The organism is Bradyrhizobium sp. Kon37, from assembly GCF_055807535.1.
The window spans coordinates 84,983-101,600 of the sequence record NZ_JBVVOY010000004.1; the positions used below are offsets into that span (position 1 = coordinate 84,983).

The 16,618-nt window shown below is 65.6% G+C and carries 14 protein-coding genes; 8 read left to right on the forward strand and 6 right to left on the reverse strand.

The annotated features are described in order from the left end of the window. Nucleotides 1-68: 68 nt before the first annotated feature. The 3 genes from AC0L3J_RS11095 to AC0L3J_RS11105 form a co-directional block, all read right to left on the reverse strand. Entirely contained in the window at nt 69-3,374 is a 3,306-nt protein-coding gene (locus AC0L3J_RS11095; RefSeq protein ID WP_473346971.1) for an acetyl-CoA carboxylase family protein, read from the reverse strand. Nucleotides 3,375-3,501: 127 nt separating this feature from the next. Then, entirely contained in the window at nt 3,502-4,170 is a 669-nt protein-coding gene (locus AC0L3J_RS11100) for an aspartate/glutamate racemase family protein (protein WP_473346972.1), read from the reverse strand. 1 nt (nt 4,171) lies between these two features. Beyond that, entirely contained in the window at nt 4,172-4,942 is a 771-nt protein-coding gene (locus tag AC0L3J_RS11105; protein ID WP_473346973.1) for a GntR family transcriptional regulator, read from the reverse strand. Nucleotides 4,943-5,142: 200 nt separating this feature from the next. Between AC0L3J_RS11105 and AC0L3J_RS11110 the strand changes: the two genes are divergently transcribed. Genes AC0L3J_RS11110 through AC0L3J_RS11130 form a run of 5 tightly spaced genes read left to right on the forward strand, consistent with a single transcriptional unit; the run spans nt 5,143 to nt 9,877 of the window. Next, entirely contained in the window at nt 5,143-6,267 is a 1,125-nt protein-coding gene (locus AC0L3J_RS11110; RefSeq protein WP_473346974.1) for an ABC transporter ATP-binding protein, read from the forward strand. 1 nt (nt 6,268) lies between these two features. Next, complete coding sequence (locus AC0L3J_RS11115) at nt 6,269-7,318, forward strand: ABC transporter substrate-binding protein (RefSeq protein ID WP_473346975.1); 1,050 nt, start codon at nt 6,269-6,271, stop codon at nt 7,316-7,318. Next, nucleotides 7,319-8,176, forward strand: coding sequence for an ABC transporter permease (locus AC0L3J_RS11120; protein WP_473346976.1), 858 nt, complete (start codon nt 7,319-7,321; stop codon nt 8,174-8,176). It begins immediately after the preceding gene. Then, a complete protein-coding gene (locus AC0L3J_RS11125; RefSeq protein ID WP_473346977.1) occupies nt 8,166-8,975 on the forward strand; it encodes an ABC transporter permease in 810 nt (269 codons plus the stop codon). Before AC0L3J_RS11120 ends, AC0L3J_RS11125 begins: the two co-directional genes overlap by 11 nt. Before the next feature lie 2 nt (nt 8,976-8,977). Continuing rightward, entirely contained in the window at nt 8,978-9,877 is a 900-nt protein-coding gene (locus AC0L3J_RS11130; RefSeq protein ID WP_473346978.1) for a polysaccharide deacetylase family protein, read from the forward strand. On the opposite strand, the gene AC0L3J_RS11135 is transcribed toward AC0L3J_RS11130, so the two are convergent. Next, complete coding sequence (locus AC0L3J_RS11135) at nt 9,874-11,556, reverse strand: methyl-accepting chemotaxis protein (protein WP_473346979.1); 1,683 nt, start codon at nt 11,554-11,556, stop codon at nt 9,874-9,876. The two genes, AC0L3J_RS11130 and AC0L3J_RS11135, sit on opposite strands and share 4 nt — an antisense overlap. 287 nt (nt 11,557-11,843) lie before the next feature. On the opposite strand from AC0L3J_RS11135, the gene AC0L3J_RS11140 reads away from it, so the two are divergent. Both AC0L3J_RS11140 and AC0L3J_RS11145 read left to right on the forward strand, forming a co-directional pair. Next, a complete protein-coding gene (locus tag AC0L3J_RS11140; RefSeq protein WP_473288093.1) occupies nt 11,844-12,344 on the forward strand; it encodes a hypothetical protein in 501 nt (166 codons plus the stop codon). Between the two features lie 12 nt (nt 12,345-12,356). Then, nucleotides 12,357-12,830 (forward strand): hypothetical protein, encoded by a 474-nt coding sequence (locus tag AC0L3J_RS11145; protein WP_473347309.1) that lies wholly within the window; start codon nt 12,357-12,359, stop codon nt 12,828-12,830. 61 nt (nt 12,831-12,891) lie between these two features. On the opposite strand, the gene AC0L3J_RS11150 is transcribed toward AC0L3J_RS11145, so the two are convergent. Both AC0L3J_RS11150 and AC0L3J_RS11155 read right to left on the reverse strand, forming a co-directional pair. Next, the gene (locus AC0L3J_RS11150; protein WP_473346981.1) at nt 12,892-13,821 is read right to left on the reverse strand and encodes a CobW family GTP-binding protein; all 930 of its coding nucleotides are present in this window, start codon (nt 13,819-13,821) and stop codon (nt 12,892-12,894) included. Between the two features lie 3 nt (nt 13,822-13,824). Continuing rightward, the gene (locus AC0L3J_RS11155; protein ID WP_473346983.1) at nt 13,825-15,315 is read right to left on the reverse strand and encodes an amidohydrolase family protein; all 1,491 of its coding nucleotides are present in this window, start codon (nt 15,313-15,315) and stop codon (nt 13,825-13,827) included. A gap of 1,002 nt (nt 15,316-16,317) precedes the next feature. Here AC0L3J_RS11155 and AC0L3J_RS11160 point away from each other — a divergent pair. Further along, complete coding sequence (locus AC0L3J_RS11160) at nt 16,318-16,614, forward strand: HigA family addiction module antitoxin (RefSeq protein ID WP_473346984.1); 297 nt, start codon at nt 16,318-16,320, stop codon at nt 16,612-16,614. The last annotated feature ends 4 nt before the right edge of the window (nt 16,615-16,618 follow it).

A 16,618-nucleotide genomic window follows, 5' to 3' on the forward strand; every position in this document is an offset into this window, starting at 1 on the left:
CCGCAGGCGGGGATGTCAATCGGGAACCGGGAACGCGGCGAAGCGCAATCAGAATTGCTGCACCGCCCTCACCACGTATCGATGCACGGCCGCTTCTTCCCGGTCCGCGCCGGCGGCTTTGGCACCGAGCGCAGGCCCGCCATGATCCACCGCCGCGTCTCGGTGGGATCGATGACGTTGTCGATCTCGAACACGGAGGCGATCGAGACGGCCTTGCCGTTGGCATAGAGCTCGGCGACCTTGTTGCGATAATAGGTCTCGCGCTCGGCGGGGTCGGCGATCGCCTCCATCTCCTTGCGGAAGCCGAGGCGGACGTAACCCTCCAGGCCCATGCCTCCGAACTCGCCGGTCGGCCAGGCCGCGGTGAAGAACGAGGCGTGGAAGCCGCCACCGATCATCGACTGCGCCCCGAGTCCATAGCCCTTGCGCAGCACGATGCCGAACAGCGGCACTGTGAGGCTCGCGCCCGTCACGAACATGCGCGAGACGTGGCGCACGATCGCGGTCTTCTCGGCTTCCGGGCCGACCATGAAGCCGGGCGTGTCGCACAGCGAGACGATCGGCAGATCGAAGGCGTCGCAGAGCTGGAGGAAGCGCGCGGCCTTGTCGCCGGCATCTGCGTCAATCGCGCCGCCGAGATGGCGCGGATTGTTGGCGATCAGGCCGAACGGCCTGCCCTCGATGCGGATCAAGGCGGTGATCATGCCGACACCGTAGTCGCGGCGCAGCTCCAGCACGGAGTCCTTGTCGGCGACGAGCTCGATCACGCTGCGGATGTCGTAGACCCGCAGGCGGTTCTCGGGGATCGCGCGGCGCAGCAGCCGCTGGTCGGCGGCCTGCCACTCGGTCACCGCGCCCTGGAAATAGGAGAGATATTTTTGCGCAACACGCGTTGCTTCCTCCTCGTCCTCGACGAGGATGTCGATGACGCCGTTCGGCGACTGAAACGTAACAGGCCCGACCTCGGCCGGGTGATAGATGCCGAGCCCGCCGCCCTCGATCATGGCGGGGCCGCCCATGCCGATCGAGGCGTTTTTGGTGGCTATGATGACATCGCAGCAGCCGAGCATCGCGGCATTGCCGGCGAAGCAGTAACCGGAGACCACGCCGATGACCGGCACGAGACCCGAGAGCCGTGCGAACTGCACGAAGGACGGGCCGTCGAGGCCTGTCATGCCGAGCCGGTCGGTATCGCCAGGCCGGCCGCCACCGCCTTCGGCATAAAACACCAGCGGCACGCGCCAGTCTTCCGCGAGCGTCAGCATGCGGTCGATCTTCTTGTGGTTCATGTGGCCCTGCGTGCCCGCGAGCACGGTGTAGTCATAGGCCACGACGATGCAGCGGCCGCCCTCGGGGCCGAACTTCTCGGCGTTGACGGTCGCGACGCCCATGACGAGGCCGTCGGCCGGCGTGTTCTTGACGAGATCGTCGAGCTTGCGCCGCCGCCGCTGCGCCGCGATCGCAAGGCTGCCATACTCCATGAACGAGCCGTCGTCGACGAGCTGCGCGACATTCTCGCGCGCGGTGCGCTGATTGGTGTTGCGGCGGCGCTCGACCGAGGCAGGGCGATTTTCGTCGAGCGTGTTGGCCTGGCGCGCGATCAGTTCGGCTAGATCAGGACGGATGTGGTCGAGATCGATATCGGTTTCCGTGGCCGACGCATCAGCCGCAACTTCGAGCGGCTCCAGATACATGATCGGTTCGCCATGCATCAACGTGACACCGTCGCCGGCGAGTAGCTGCATGACGCGACCGCCCTGCTCGGCCATGACCAGATGCTCCATCTTCATGGATTCGATCACGGCGAGCTGCTGGCCCGGGCGCACGACCTCGCCTTCCTTCACCTGAATAGTGACGATGGTTCCCTGCAAGGGCGCTGCGACCATCACGGCGCCTTCAGGCACCACCTGTGCGACGTGTGCATCGGTGCCGTGGCCACCGCTTCGCTCGGTCGCGGCAAAATAGAGTGGTTTGGCGGCGCCATCCGCGGCTTCGACGAGCTTGCCAATGTTGCGATCGATGAAATCTGTCGCGATGCGGTTAGCCTTGAAGTCGGGATGCGCCAGCACGGCCTGGAGGAAGCCGATATTGGTGACGACGCCGTCGATCCGAAACTCGCGCAAGGCGCGCGAAGCCTTGGCAACGATCTCGTGCCAGGCTTCACCGGGCGTATGCACGATGACCTTTGCCAGCAGCGAGTCGAAGGCGGCGCTGGTCTTGTAGCCGGCATACCCAAAACTATCGACGCGGACGCCGGGACCTGACGGCGGCTCGAACACGGCAAGCACGCCACCGGTCGGGTGCGTCGCCCCCAGCTCGTCCAGCGTCTCCATGTTGACACGCAACTGCATGGCGTAGCCGCGCGGTTTCGGGATCGAGCCTTGCGCCAAACCGAGCGAGGCAAGCGAGGCACCGCCAGCGACCGCGAGCTGGGCCCGGACGAGATCGAGGCCGAGCACCTCCTCGGTGACAGTGTGCTCGACCTGGAGCCGCGGGTTGGCCTCGATGAAGGCAAAACTGTCTGCGGCAGCGCCGTCGACCAGGAACTCGAACGTGCCGAGATTGTCGTAAGACGCGGCCACCGCGAGTTGCTTCGCCGCCTCGATGATGCGGCCACGCAAGCCGTCGCTGAGCGACGGGCTCGGCGCCACCTCGATCAGCTTCTGGTGCCGGCGCTGGATGGTGCATTCGCGTTCCCAGAGGTGGGAGATTGCGCCCTGGCGATCGCCGATGATCTGCACCTCGATATGGCGCGCCTGCCGGATCAACCGCTCGGCATAGACGCCGTCGAAGCCGAACGCGGCCTTGGCCTCGGACTGGCAGCGCGCATAGGCCTCCGCCAGATCGGCAGCGCGCTCGACCACGCGCATGCCCCGCCCGCCGCCGCCGGCCATCGCCTTGATCACGATCGCCGCGTTGCTGCCGAGGGAGGTGAAGAACGCCGTGATGTCCTCCAGCGAGGACGGCCCGCTGGTGCCGGCGATGATCGGCACGCCACAACGCTTTGCCAGTTGCCGTGCCGCAACCTTGTCGCCGAACAGTTCGAGCGCCGCGGCCTTCGGCCCGACGAAGGCTATGCCTGCATCAGCGCAGGCCGTGGCGAACGCCGCGTTCTCGCTGAGGAAGCCGTAGCCGGGATGCACGGCGTCGCAGCCGGACGCCATTGCCGCCTTGACCACGGCCTCGATATCGAGATAGGCCCGCGCGCCGCGACCGGGGATTTCGACCGCCTCATCGGCAACGCGCACATGCAGCGACAGCGCATCGTCCGCGGGGTGGATCGCGACCGTGGCGAGGCCGGCATCGGCTGCCGCGCGCGCGATGCGGACGGCGATCTCGCCGCGATTGGCGATCAGGAGCTTTTTGAACGACATGCAGCGTCTCCATGCCCGCGTGCCCAAGCGCGAGTCGGCAGGTCCGATGGTTCTGCTTCGTCACTTTAACCGAGGCCGTCAAGGGCAAGAACGCCGGTCGCGATGACCGGTCCCGCGGGCCGGAATTTCAGTCGGTCGCGCGCGCCGTGATGAGGCGAATAATCCGCGCCACGGCAGACGGGATCGGCGCGATGACCGGCACGCTGAACATCGGCTGAAGCTCGCGCGCGGCTTCGCCCAGCGGCCCGCCACCGATGATGACCGCCTCCGCGCCATCCTGCGCGATGCAGGCCTCGACCGCGCCGGCGAGCGCTGTGCGCAGCCGCGCCGGATCGCGCATCAGCTCCTGCGGATCGCCCTCCGCGAAGCGGACACCGGTGTAACGCGATCGCAGCCCCAGCACGGCGGGCAAGGCGTCGATCTTCGCTGCCAACAGCGGCGTCGTGGTCGCCACGCCGAAGCGGCGGCCATTTTCCGCGGCTGCCAGCATCGCGGACTCGCCGATGCCGGCTGCAGGCAAGCTTAGGGCCGCCTTGATGGCGGCGAGGCCGGGATCCCCGAATGCCGAGACGATAATGCCGTCGCACTCGCCGCTGCCGGCCAGCGCGATCTTCTCGACCTCGGGCGCAGCCGCCTCCAGCGCCTCCGCCGACACTATCATCGTCGGCGCACGCATCGCCGTTGCGCCGACGAGGTCGAAGCCGTCGCCCGCCGCGGACTTCGCGATCGCGACCATCATCGCGGTCGTCGCCTCGTTGCTGTTCGGATTGATCAGGAGGATGCGGCGGCCGGCCATGCTATCCGCCTGCCCGCGCGCGCGCCCCGATCTCCTGGAAGATCGCGGTGAGCTCGTCGACCTCGTCCTTGTCCTCTCGCGGCGTGATACGCTTTTCCATCTCCTCGATGTGGTGGCGCATGGCATGGATCGCCCCGGCCTTGTCCTTTGCCAGGATCAGCGCCCCGATGTCGGGGTGCGCGTCGGGCGAACAATCCGGCTCGCCCGGCTCCTCGAAGGTCGCGATCGCCAGCGAGGTCCGCAGCATCAATTCGCGCGACATGTCCAGCAGCACCTGGTTGCCCGCAAGCTTGGCGACCAGGACGTGGAATTCCGCCGTGAGCGACAGCGAGGCCCAGCGGTCGTTGCGGTCGTGCTTGGCCTCGAGCTCCATATGCGATTTCAGCGCGGCCTTGCCTGACTTGTCCAGCCGGTCGATCGCCGCGGCGACGGTCGCTGTCTCGATGAGGCGCCGCACGGCGAAGATGTCCTGGGCTTCCTCCCAACTCGGCCGATACACGAAGGCGCCGCGGTTGGGGATCTGCATCACCACCTTGCGCGAGGCGAGATGGGACAGTGCCTGGCGGATGTGAATCCGTGTGGTGCCGAACGCAGCCGCGAGCTTGTCCTCGCCGAGCTTGGCACCGGGCTTCAGCCGTTTCTGGCTGATCGCGGTCAGGATGCCCTGCACCACCGGATCGTCGTCGATGCTGCGGAGATCCATCGCGTCAGGCTCCGGACGCTTCGGCTCGGAGCGCTTCGGCTTGCTCTTGAGGGGACGGCTTCGCTTCATGCGTCGGTTTTACAGGATTCTGGAATGTTGCCGCAGCCCATTTTTTATACAAACCGGAACTATTACTGTTTACAATATGGTCATTGTATTGGCGCCAATTTTTGGCGCCTAAAATTATCACAACGCCTGCAACGCCTTAGCGAACGGACCGCGCTGGCACGACGATTGCTAACCTCTCCTCGCGCAGGACAACGCGAAGGATGGAGCTGGCGTTGAGCGACGTACGCGGACATTCGCTGGATCTCAAGGGCATAGGCCACGCTTTCGGCGCGACGGTTGCGCTGGACGAGATCAGCCTCACCGCTGCAGCCGGTGAGCTGATCGCGCTGCTCGGCCCCTCCGGCTGCGGCAAGACCACCATGCTCCAGATCATCGCGGGATTCCTGCGTCCGTCCAAGGGCGAGGTCCGCTTCGACGGTGCGCGGGTGGAGCACATCCCCGCCAACCGCCGCCGCATCGGCATGGTGTTCCAGAACTATGCCCTGTTTCCGCATCTCACCGTGTTCGAGAACGTCGCGTACGGATTGCGGGCGCGCAAGACACCGAACGTGGCGGTCGCAGCCAAGGTCGAGCAGATGCTGGGCCTCGCGCAGATGACATCGTACGCGCGAAGGCTTCCGGGAGAGCTGTCCGGCGGACAGCAGCAGCGCGTGGCGCTGGCGCGTGCGCTTGCGATCGATCCGGGCCTCGTGCTGCTCGACGAGCCGTTCTCCGCACTCGACAAGAATTTGCGCCTCGACATGCAGATCGAGATCAAGAGCCTGCTCAAGACCTTTGGCGTCACGTCCATCATCGTCACGCACGACCAGGAGGAGGCACTGTCGATGGCCGACCGCATCGTCGTGCTCAACAAAGGACGCATCGAACAGATCGACAGCCCCGACGCACTCTACGACCGCCCGGCAAGCCTGTTCATCTCGAGCTTCATCGGCCACACCAATCTCTTGCGGGGCACCGTCACCGAGACGGATCGCGTGCAGCTGGACTCAGGGCCCGAGATCGACCTCGGCCGTTCCGCGCAGCGCCGACGCGGCACCCCGGTGACGATCTCGGTCCGGCCGGAGAACATCGCGTTCGGCGCGGCGGAACAACCCGGCGCCATTCCCATCACGATCCGCGCCACCGTGCCGCTCGGCGCCGTCAGCGTCACCGAAGGTATCACTGCGAGCGGCGAGGCCGTGAAGATCAGCCAGGCCCGCGCGGCCGGCATCGCGAAAGTGCAGACAGGATCGACCGCCTGGCTCGCTATATCCGACGTCTCGCGCGTCAGCATTTTCAGCACGCCGGCCGACGGCGTCCCAACCGATCAGCAAAGGAGTGTTTGACATGAGTCTATCCCGGAGATCGCTGCTCGCCTCAGGTTCGGCCGCTCTTGCGGCGGCAAGCTGGGGATGGCCGACAACGTCGCGCGCCGCCTCCTCGATCGTGGCCACGACCTATCCGGGCAGCTTTGACGAAGCCTTCCGCTCGGTGGTCGGGCCCGCTTTCAAGAAAGCCAGCGACAGCAGCGTCACCTTCACGCCGCTGCTCGGCGTCGACCAGATCGGCAAGATCCAGGCCTCGCGCAACACGCCGCCCTTCGACGTGGTGCTGTTCGACGAGGGGCCGCTGATCCCCGCGATTGCGAGCGGCGTCCTGGAAAAATTCCCGGTCGAGCAGTCGAAATCCTTTGCCGACGTTCCAAGCGCATTCCGTCATCCTGACGGTTACGCGCCGGTCATCACCTGTCAGCTGATCGGCATCGCCTATAACCCGAAGAAGATCACGACGCCGCCGACCTCGTGGGAGGATCTGTGGAAGCCGGAATACAAGGGGCGCGTCGGCATCACCGGGCTCGGCTCGAGCCTCGGCACCGCCTTCATGGTCGAGATCGCGAAGCTCAACGGCGGCTCCGAAACCAACATCGAGCCGGCCTTCGAGGCCATCAAGAAGCTGCTGCCGAATGTCGGCGCGATCGCGGCTTCGCCCGGCGCACTGGCTGCGCTGTTCCAGCAGGGCGAGATCGATATCGCCTTCAATTTCTGGAACAACGTGGCGTTGCTCGCCGCCAAGGGCGTCGACATCGCCTTCGCCAAACCGAAGTCCGGCGCGGTCGTGATCCGCACCAGCGCGCAGATCGTGAAGAACAATCAGGACCCCAAGGCGGTGCTGGACTATCTCGACACGGTGATGTCGGTCGAGACGCAGAAGGGGCTGGAAGCTTCGCCCTGGGTGATGATGCCCACTAACGGCAAGGTGCCGCTGACCGGCGCAAACCTCACCGTTGCCAAGAGCGTCGACGACCTCGTCGCCAGCAATGTGCTGCTCGACTGGACCAAATTCCAGGCGCAGCGCGGCGAATGGATCACCCGCTTCAGCAAGGAAGTGAAGATCTAGATGGCACCGGCCGGCACGAGTGCATCAAGACAGCTGCTGCCGGTGGCTCCGCTGGCAGTGCTGTTTCTTGCAGCCTTTGTGCTGCCGCTGGCCGCGCTTGTGCTGGTCAGCCTGTTCCGCGATCCACAATTCTCGGGCCTGTCGCTGGTCCAATATCTTCGTTTCCTGTCCGACCCGTTCAGCCTCAGGGTGCTGACGGATACGCTGTGGCTCGGCGCCGAGGTCGCGCTGGCGGCGCTGGTCCTCGCCTATCCGCTCGCGCTGGTCTACGTCGCGAGCGGCGCGTTCATGCGTACGCTGATCACCTTCCTGATCATGCTGCCGCTCCTGACCAGCACGGTGGTGCGCACCTTTGCCTGGATCGTCATCCTCGGCCGCGACGGCATCATCAACTCGGCGATGCTGTCACTCGGGTTCTGGCAGGCGCCGGCCCGGCTGCTCTACACCTGGGAGGGCATGGTTCTGGCGCTGACCCAAATCCAGCTTCCCTTGATGGCTCTGCCTGTCATCAACAGCCTGCTGCGGCTCGACGGCAATCTGACACGGGCGGCGGAAGGGCTTGGCGCGAGTCGCGCGCGCATTTTCATCACGGTCATCCTGCCGCTGACGCTGCCGGGCGCGATTGCCGGCTGGCTCCTCGTCTTCGCGGCGGCAGCGACCGCCTTCATCACCCAGACGCTGGTCGGCGGCGGACGCATCATCCTGATGCCGTCTTATATCTACCAGCAGGCGGTCGGCGTGCAGGACTGGCCGTTCTCGGCCGCGCTGTCGCTGATCTTCACGCTGGCCGTGACCGGCATCGTCTTCGCCATCGGCGCGCTGTCCCGCCGCTACGTGCGAGGCGTCGATGCAGCGTAGCCTCGTCGACCGCGCCTATTCCGCCGTCGTCGGAACGATCACTGGCTTCGGCATGCTGCTGCTGCTAGCGCCGACGCTGGTCGTCGTCATCATTTCCTTCAGCGGCGGCATCACGCTGAGATTTCCGCCGCCGAGCTGGTCGCTGCGCTGGTATGTCGAGCTACTGCAATCGCAGGAAATCATCGAGCCTGCGCTGACCAGTCTCAAGGTCGCGGCGGCGGCGACAATCCTCTCCGCGGTGCTGGGCGGCGCAGCAGCGCTTGGGCTCGCGCGCAGCCGGCTGAAGATCGCGCGCGCACTCGATGCGCTGTTCATGTCACCGATGGTGCTACCTGCCATGGCCTTCGGCCTGTCGCTGCTGCTGGTCTTCAATCTGCTCGGCATCCGCCTGTCGGCGGCGACGCTGGTGCTCGGCCACACCATCATCTGCGTGCCCTTCGTGATCCGGATGGTCGGGGCGTCAGTGCAGCAGCTCAATCCGGTGCTGATCACCTGCTCGCTCAGCCTTGGCGCCAGCCACTGGTACACCTTCCGCCGCGTCACGCTGCCGCTGATCCGCCGCGGCATCGTGGCGAGCTGCTTTGTGGCGTTCCTGACCTCGTTCGACAATGTTCCGGTGTCGTTGTTCCTGGCCGACGCACGCACCGAAGTGCTACCGATCAAGCTCTGGGCGATCCTCGAAGGCAGCCTCGATGTGCGCGTCGCCGCCGTCTCCGGCGTCATCGTACTCGTGACGTTGACCGGTCTCGTCTGTGCGGAAATCTTCGGCGGCATCAGCCGTCAGATTGGGAACCGCTGACCATGCCGATCGAACGCGACCTTCGCGGATATGGCCGGGCACGCCCCGATGTCGTCTGGCCCAACGGCGCCCGTGTCGCGGTGTCGCTGGTGGTGAATTTCGAGGAAGGCGCCGAGCTCGCCGTGGAGCAGGGCGACGCGGAAACGGAACGTTACGGGGAGGTCGCCTCGACATCGCCGCCGGGCGTTCGCGATCTGGTGCAGGAGCAGGTGTTCGACTACGGCATGCGCGTGGGCTTGTGGCGCTTCCTCGACGCCTTCACGGATGCCAATGTCCGCTCAACCTTCATGATGTGCGGCCGTGCCGTCGAGCGCGTGCCGGACCTTGCGCGTGCCGCGGTCGAAGCCGGGCACGAGCCCGCGGTGCACGGCTGGCGCTGGCTGCCGCACGCGCTCTATGGCGATGCCGAGACCGAGCGGCGCGACATCGAGAAGACGCGCGACGTCATTACGCGTGCGACCGGCGTCACACCAGTCGGCTTCATGACGCGCGGCAGCCAGAGCGCCTGGACGCGTGATATCCTGATCGAGCTCGGCTTCGCCTACGATTCCAATGCACTCGATGACGACCTACCCTATTGGAGCGGGTCACCAAAGGGATCGATGCTGATCCTGCCCTACGGCTTCGACACCAACGATATGAAGTTCTTCCACCCCAACGGCTTTGTGCAGCCGGAGGATTTTCCAAACTATGTCAGCGCCACGCTCGCGACGCTGACCGAGGAAGCCGAACGCGGCCGCTCCGCGATGCTGTCGATCGGCCTTCACCTGCGCATTTGCGGCCGGCCGGCGCGCTTCCGTGCCGTGAAGGCCATTCTCGCCGAGCTTGCGCGGCTCGATGGTCGCGTCTGGGTCGCGACACGCGCCGACATCGCGGCGCATTTTCGTGCGGTCGCGCGCTAGGCCGCCCGAACCCCCGCAACGAAAGCGCTGACCTCGTCTTCCAGCGATTGCAGCTTCTGCGACAGCCGACCGCTCGATTGCAGCACGAGGCCGGCGGCCTGGCCGGTCTCCGCCGTCGCGTCCGTCACACCCGAGATGTTCTGCGAAACCTGGTCGGTACCGGAGGCGGCCTCCCGTACGCTGTGGGCGATCGCCGCGGTCGCGGCGCCCTGCTCCTCGACCGCTGCGGCGATCGACGAGGAGATCTCGTTGACCTCCATGATGGTGCTGCGGATGCTCTCGATGTTGCCGACGACCTGGTTGGTCTCGGCCTGGATCGCGGTGATCTGCGCGCCGATCTCGTCGGTTGCCTTCGCGGTCTGGCTCGCCAGCGACTTCACTTCGCTTGCCACCACCGCGAAGCCCTTGCCGGCCTCGCCGGCGCGCGCTGCCTCGATGGTGGCGTTGAGCGCCAGCAAATTGGTCTGCGAGGCGATCTGGTTGATGAGGTCGATGACCTCGCCGATCTTGTGCGCGGCCGCCGCCAGCCCCTGCACCGTGTCGTTGGTGCGCTGACCGTCGGCAGCGGCCTTGTCGGCCACGGTTGCAGCCTGCGCGACGCGCTGGCTGATCTCGGTGATCGAGGACGACAGCTGCGCGGCGGCGGAGGCCACCGTCTGCACGTTGCTCGAAGCCTGCTGACAGGCGGTGGCGACGAAGCTCGCGCGGTCGGTCGCCTTGTTGGCGGTTTCGGACATGCCCTGTGCGGCCTGCTGCATCGCGCGCGCCTCGTTGAAGACGTCGCGGACGACAGCCTGAACGTTCGCCTCGAACTTGCCGGCGAGATCGGTCATCGTCTTGCGCTTCTCCTCGTCGGCCTTCTGCTTCGTCTCCTGCTGTTGGGCGTGCATCCGGCCGACGGCCGACGCATTGTCCTTGAACACGGCGAGCGCCTTGGCGAGCCCGCCGATCTCGTCGCGACGGTCGGTATGGGGCACGTCGAACGCGCTGTCGCCGGAGGCGAGGCGCTCGGTGAGCGCGGTGATCTTCGCCAGCGGCCGCGTCACGCTGCGGCCGATCACGAAGGAGGCGCCGAGCACAAGCACGAACACGACCAGGCACACCAGGGCGAAGGTCATCGCATTCTGGCGGAAGACGGCGTCGACGTCGTCGAGATAGATCCCGGTGCCGATGATCCAGCCCCAGGGCGCAAAGCCCTTCACATAGGAGATTTTCCCGACCGGCTGGTCGAAGCCGGGCTTCGGCCAGAGATAGCTGTAGAAGCCCGCGCCCTGCTTCTTGACGACGTCAACGAAGCCGACGAACAGCGCGTTGCCGGACGGATCCTTCATCCCGGAGAGATCCTTGCCGTCGAGCTCGGGCTTGATCGGATGCATGACCATTTTGGGGGTCATGTCGTTGAGCCAGAAATACTCGACCTTGTCGTAACGCAGGCTCTTGATCTCTGCGATGGCGGCGGCCTGGGCCTGCTCGCGTGGGAGTTTTCCTTCGCTCTCGAGCTTCTGGTAGTGCGCCAGAATGCCGTAGCCGACATCGACCATGTGCTGCGTCTTGGCCTCACGATCCGCAATCATCTGCGCGCGCAGCGTCGAAAGCGCGATCGGCGCCAGCGCGATCATGCCAAGGAGGCTGATGCCGACAATCAGGACCAGCTTGAAACTGATGCGGGAGAAAAACATCGGTGCTCGCAAGATTTGGAAGGGCTGATATGCCAGTTTATCCCGCGTCCCTTAGCAAAGCTTTAAGCATTCGGGTTCCCGCAAAAACCCGCAAACTCCGTAGGATCCTACCGGCATGTCCCGGACGGCCTCGCAGGCTCGCTGCATCCGAGATGCGAACTCTTCAAAACTAGAAGACCTCGACATCGCCCCTCCGAGCGTTGACTTGCAGGGGGCTCTGACGGAACGATCGGCGCAGATCATCAGCGCCAGCCGGGGCGCGGGCGCAGCCGGAGGCCAGAGGCTCAATGCATCAATCGACATCGACAGGATCCCTCGACCTTCCGGCGCTGAGCGCGGCGGAGCGGCTCTTCATCTGGGGATTTCGGGCCAAGGCGCGCAGCGGAAGCGCCGTTCCGACCGCGGCCGATATTCAGCAAGTGTACGACCATTTTCGCGTGGGCGACGCCGTGCCTTCGCTGGAATGCATCATCGAGATCTTTGCCTGCACGGCGCATACGGCCATCGCGGTGCACTGCCCAACCTGCCCGCGCATGTCCGACAGCGAGCATGGCATGTTGCGGGCGATCGCCGCCGCGCAAAAGGAGCGCGACGATATCGCGCGCGAGCAGTTCGAATGCTGGCTGCCGCCGGTCGGCGCCGATTGGGCTCTCGCGCCCGTGCGGGGGCTTGCAACGATCTTCCGCATGGCGGGTCTCATCCTGCCCGACCGACACGTTCCGTCTTTCGACCATGACCGGACGATGGCGATGAAGAGCTGGCTGGTCGGTAGCCCCACCTTGCACTGACGGGAAGCGCGCCTGATGCAGGATAGTTGCGGCTCTGTGTCTGTCACGGAAGCCGGCCAGGCGCGGCTCTGTCCGCTTCGGGTCGCGCTCGCGACTCGGCCTGACATCGAGAGCTACGATGATTTTGGCCGCGTCACGCTCTCGCTGTTCCGGTTCATCGCCGCCGCCTATGCAACCGGCGCGTCCGATTGCTGGGAGGCGGCTTATCGCTTTGCCGACGAGGCGCCCGGCATCGCCGACAGCCCGCTGCTGGTCGCACGCGTCGCCGCGCTGGTCAGACTCCTGCGCAGCGGCCGGCCATGCCCATTGTGCTTCATGCCGCCGTCGTGCCGGCGCCTGTCGCAGGACGAGACAGAATTGATGCGGCTGCTGGCGGTGGCGCGCGGCAACCAGCCGGGTGAGCTTGGAGCCGCCGTCTGCCAGTTCGTCGGCAACGAGAACGGGACTGCGACAACGAGGGCCGTCAACGCGCTCGCGTTGTGCTGACAGCTAGCGGTCCTTCCAGATCACCGTGTTCGCCTCGCGCAATTCGCTTGAGGCAATCGCTTCACCGATTCACAACGCATGTCTCCATGATCCCGTCGAGCTCCGCCTGCGAGAGCACGCCTAGCTCTGCGATGAAGACGATCCGCGCACGCGGCACGCCCGACGTCGGCACTTCGCCAGGCGCCAGCGTGGCGCGGCCCGCGACGAATTGAAACACCATCTGGCGCCCGGGTTGCTCGACGGTCTCGAACAGGCCTTTTGCTCGCGCGAGTTTTGGCGCAAGGCGGCCCATCGCCTGCTGCAGGCGGGGCAGCGAGATCGGCCGGTCCGAGGTCCAGCTCAGCGTTTCGAAGCGTTGCTCTGCCGGCCGTCTCGGTCCGGGCTCGCGTCGCGCGGGGGCCCGATCGACGGTCGCGGGAAACAGCAGCGCGGACGGAATCTCGCCGTGCGGCGCATCGACCACCACGGCAGGAACGCGTTGCGCGCGGATGGCCTCGCGCATGCGGGAGCCCGCGCCCTTGTCTGCCAGATCCAGCTTGCTCAGCGCCACGATGTCGGCGACGCGCAGCTGTGAACGATGCAGCGCATCGTCGAGAGCGGCCGGCGGTGTCGCCGCGTCCATCACGCAGAGCACCGTCTCCAGCGGCGCCTCACGCAGGATCACGGGATCCATCAGGTTGCGGACGATCTCGGCGGGATCGGCGACGCCGCTGGTCTCGATGACGATGTATTCCGGCTTCGGATCACGTCGCAGCAGCGTCGAAAGCGTGCGCAGCAGGTCGCCTTCGAGCGTGCAGCAGATGCAGCCATTGGCGAGGCTGACCACGCCATCGCTTGCGCCCGCGATCAGCTCGGCATCGATGTTGATCGCACCGAAATCGTTGACCACAGCGGCGATCCGCCGTCCCTCCGCATGCGCCAGCAGATGGTTCACGACAGTGGTCTTGCCGGCCCCCAGAAAGCCCGTCACCAGGAGAATGGGGACCGGCATGTCTCAGCCCCCGACGACGGGGCGGCGCACGGGACGGCCGGGCCGCGCCGCGACATCCAACACACCATCTGTGATCAGCGGTTGGCCGCTGACGACGAGATGCCGTACGCCTTCGGAGGGGCGGTTCATCGCCGTAAAGGTCGCGCGATCGCTGAGCTTCTCGTAGTCGAACACGACGATGTCGGCATCGGCGTCCTTCGTGAGCCTTCCCTTGGCGCGCATCGCGGGCGTGCTCTGCGACAGGATCTCCGCCGGGATCAGCGCGCATTTGCGCACGCCTTCGAGCAGCGACACGGTCTTGCGCTCGCGCACCCATTCGCGGATGAATTTCGTGAAGCAGCCCGCCGAGCGCGGATGCGAGGTGGCGTCATCCGGCAGCGGCCAGGCATCGCCGGTATAGGTCTTGCCGTCCGACGTCGTCCACGGCATCGCGTCGGAGGCGATGGCGCCGCCGGGATAGAGCACCGACATGTCGAGCAGGTCGCGGTGATGCGCATTGTTCTCGGTGTCGAGGATGTGCCACAGCACCAGCGACGACGGCTCGTCGGCCTGCGCCTTCAAGAGCTCCTCGCGATCGCTGAAGCGATGGCCGTCGGTCACCCGCTGCACGGAATCGTAACCGGTGCCGTTGCGCTCGACGAATTCGGGGTCGCTGAAGAAGGCCGCCGCCAGCACGGTCGAGCCGGTGCCGTAAGGATAGGCCTCGACGGTGATCGGCAGGCCCTGCGCCTGCGCTTTCGCGATCAGCACGCGGCAGCGCTCGACGTCGGTCTTGCTCGACGAGTTGAAATGGCAGATGTGCATGTGCGCGCCGGTGGCGCCGGCATAGCCGATCAGGCGGATATAGGCTTCCGCCGCGCTCTCGGGATCGACGCGCGACATGTAGGCGACATGGGTGAAGGTCGGCACGTCCTGCGCGGCCGCGAGCTGGCAGACCGCGGTCAACTCCTGCACGCCGGCGCCCGGCGCATAGGCGTTCAGAATGCCGATGCCGATGCCGCCCTCGTTCAGGCCGCGCGAAAGGCGCTCCAGGATGCCGGCAACCTCTGCATCGCTCGCCACGTTGTCCATCCAGCGGCGATCGCGCATGGCGTTGCCGAACGCCTCCAGCGAGCTCTCCGCATTGGAGCCCGTCATCGCGCCAATACGCGCGAAAGCCCAGTTGGTGGCGGCGCCGTAGTTCAGCACGCGTCCCTTCCGCGCCTGGCGCTCATACCAGGAGCCGACCGGCAGCACGCCGGCCTCGAGATCGAGCGTCGTCGTGACACCGTCAAACGCCTGCATGCGATCCGCGGGGAGCGATTGGCCATGCGCGTGAAGGTCGATGAAGCCGGGGGCGACCACGAGCCCGGTGGCGTCGATCACCCGCTCGGCGCCGCCGAGCGAGGCGCCGACCGCGGCGACCTTGCCGTCCACCACCGCCACATCGCCAACCGCGTCCATTCCGCTGGCGGGATCCACCACCCGACCGCCAGAGATCACCAAGCCGCTCATATCGTCGCTCCCTCACGCTGAATTCGCATCAAGGCAGATTCCGCGAGGGACGACCACCTCCACCGATGCCGACGCATCATGCTCGCAAGGAAGGCTCAAAAGGGAGGCTCGAAAGGCAGGCTCGAAAGCGGGGTCAATTCACATGCGGGTCGTGGACACGCGCCCGCAGTCTCGCGGCATGTTTTGCCCGAGCTATGCTTCTCGCTTAACGCCCTTGAAGAAAGGGCGCAGGGAAGACCGGGCGCCGGCTGGCACCCATCAAAACCCCCATGCGAACTGATTGCACACGCAATGCACAGGGGAGACACAGGGCAGCCGAGACCAGGCCTTCCCTGCGCGATGGTTTGACGGCCTATGCCGTGCTCTCCCCGGAGACGAGTTCCTTCTTGCCTCCGTCACCTCCGCGAAACGCACGGCACCGCGCCGGTTGACGCGCTGACGCCTTCGCAAAGGCTTGACCGTAGCAACGACGGCCAGGACCACACGGTTTCGCCGTACGCAGGCTTTCCTGCTTCGCCTAACGGCTTCGCAGGACATGGTCCTGCTTCACCAAAGACTTCGCAAGCATGAGCGCCGTCCGTCGATGCGGTTCGTGCCATGCTCACGAGGTTCATCTCGCCCTGCATGCACAACCCCGCCTTTAACGCCGCCCGCGTCCACCGCAACTCCCAAACCGCGTTCGTGACGACGTACGACCGCCCCTTTTGTGGGCTGGGATTGCCGACACATACGACAATTCCGAATTTCGGTAAAGTGGAATATTTTTGTGGGGAGGGGTTGACTGATTGGAGCTGTTTTGCCCGACGGGCGATTGGTCCAATCGACTGTGCTCGTGACTTCCTTGAATAGCTCGTCGGGCACAGTTACAAGCAAGAGCGCTACGAGACGTGGGCTTCGGTGCGGTCGGTACTCGCCTGTGATCCGATTTCCTCATCTCTGGTCCGCGAATCCAAGCGTGGCGCGGCTTGCCATCCACGGGCGTCAACCGGCAGGAGCTCGCAGATGCCAAGAAAACTTCCACCGATTCATCCCGGCGAAATCCTGCGTGAAGAATTTCTCGTTCCGCTCAAGCTGACACCTTACGCGGTCGCGGCTGCCCTGAACGTGCCGCGCACCGGGATCGAGCGTATCGCGCGCGAGGAAAAGCCCGTCACTGCCGACACAGCACTGCGGCTCGGCAAGTTCTTCAAGACCGGCGCTGCATTCTGGATGAACATGCGGGCGCGCTTCGACCTCGAAACGGCCGAAGACGTGCTCGCACCGCAAATCAAGAAGATCACGGCTTACAAGGCGGCATGAGTCG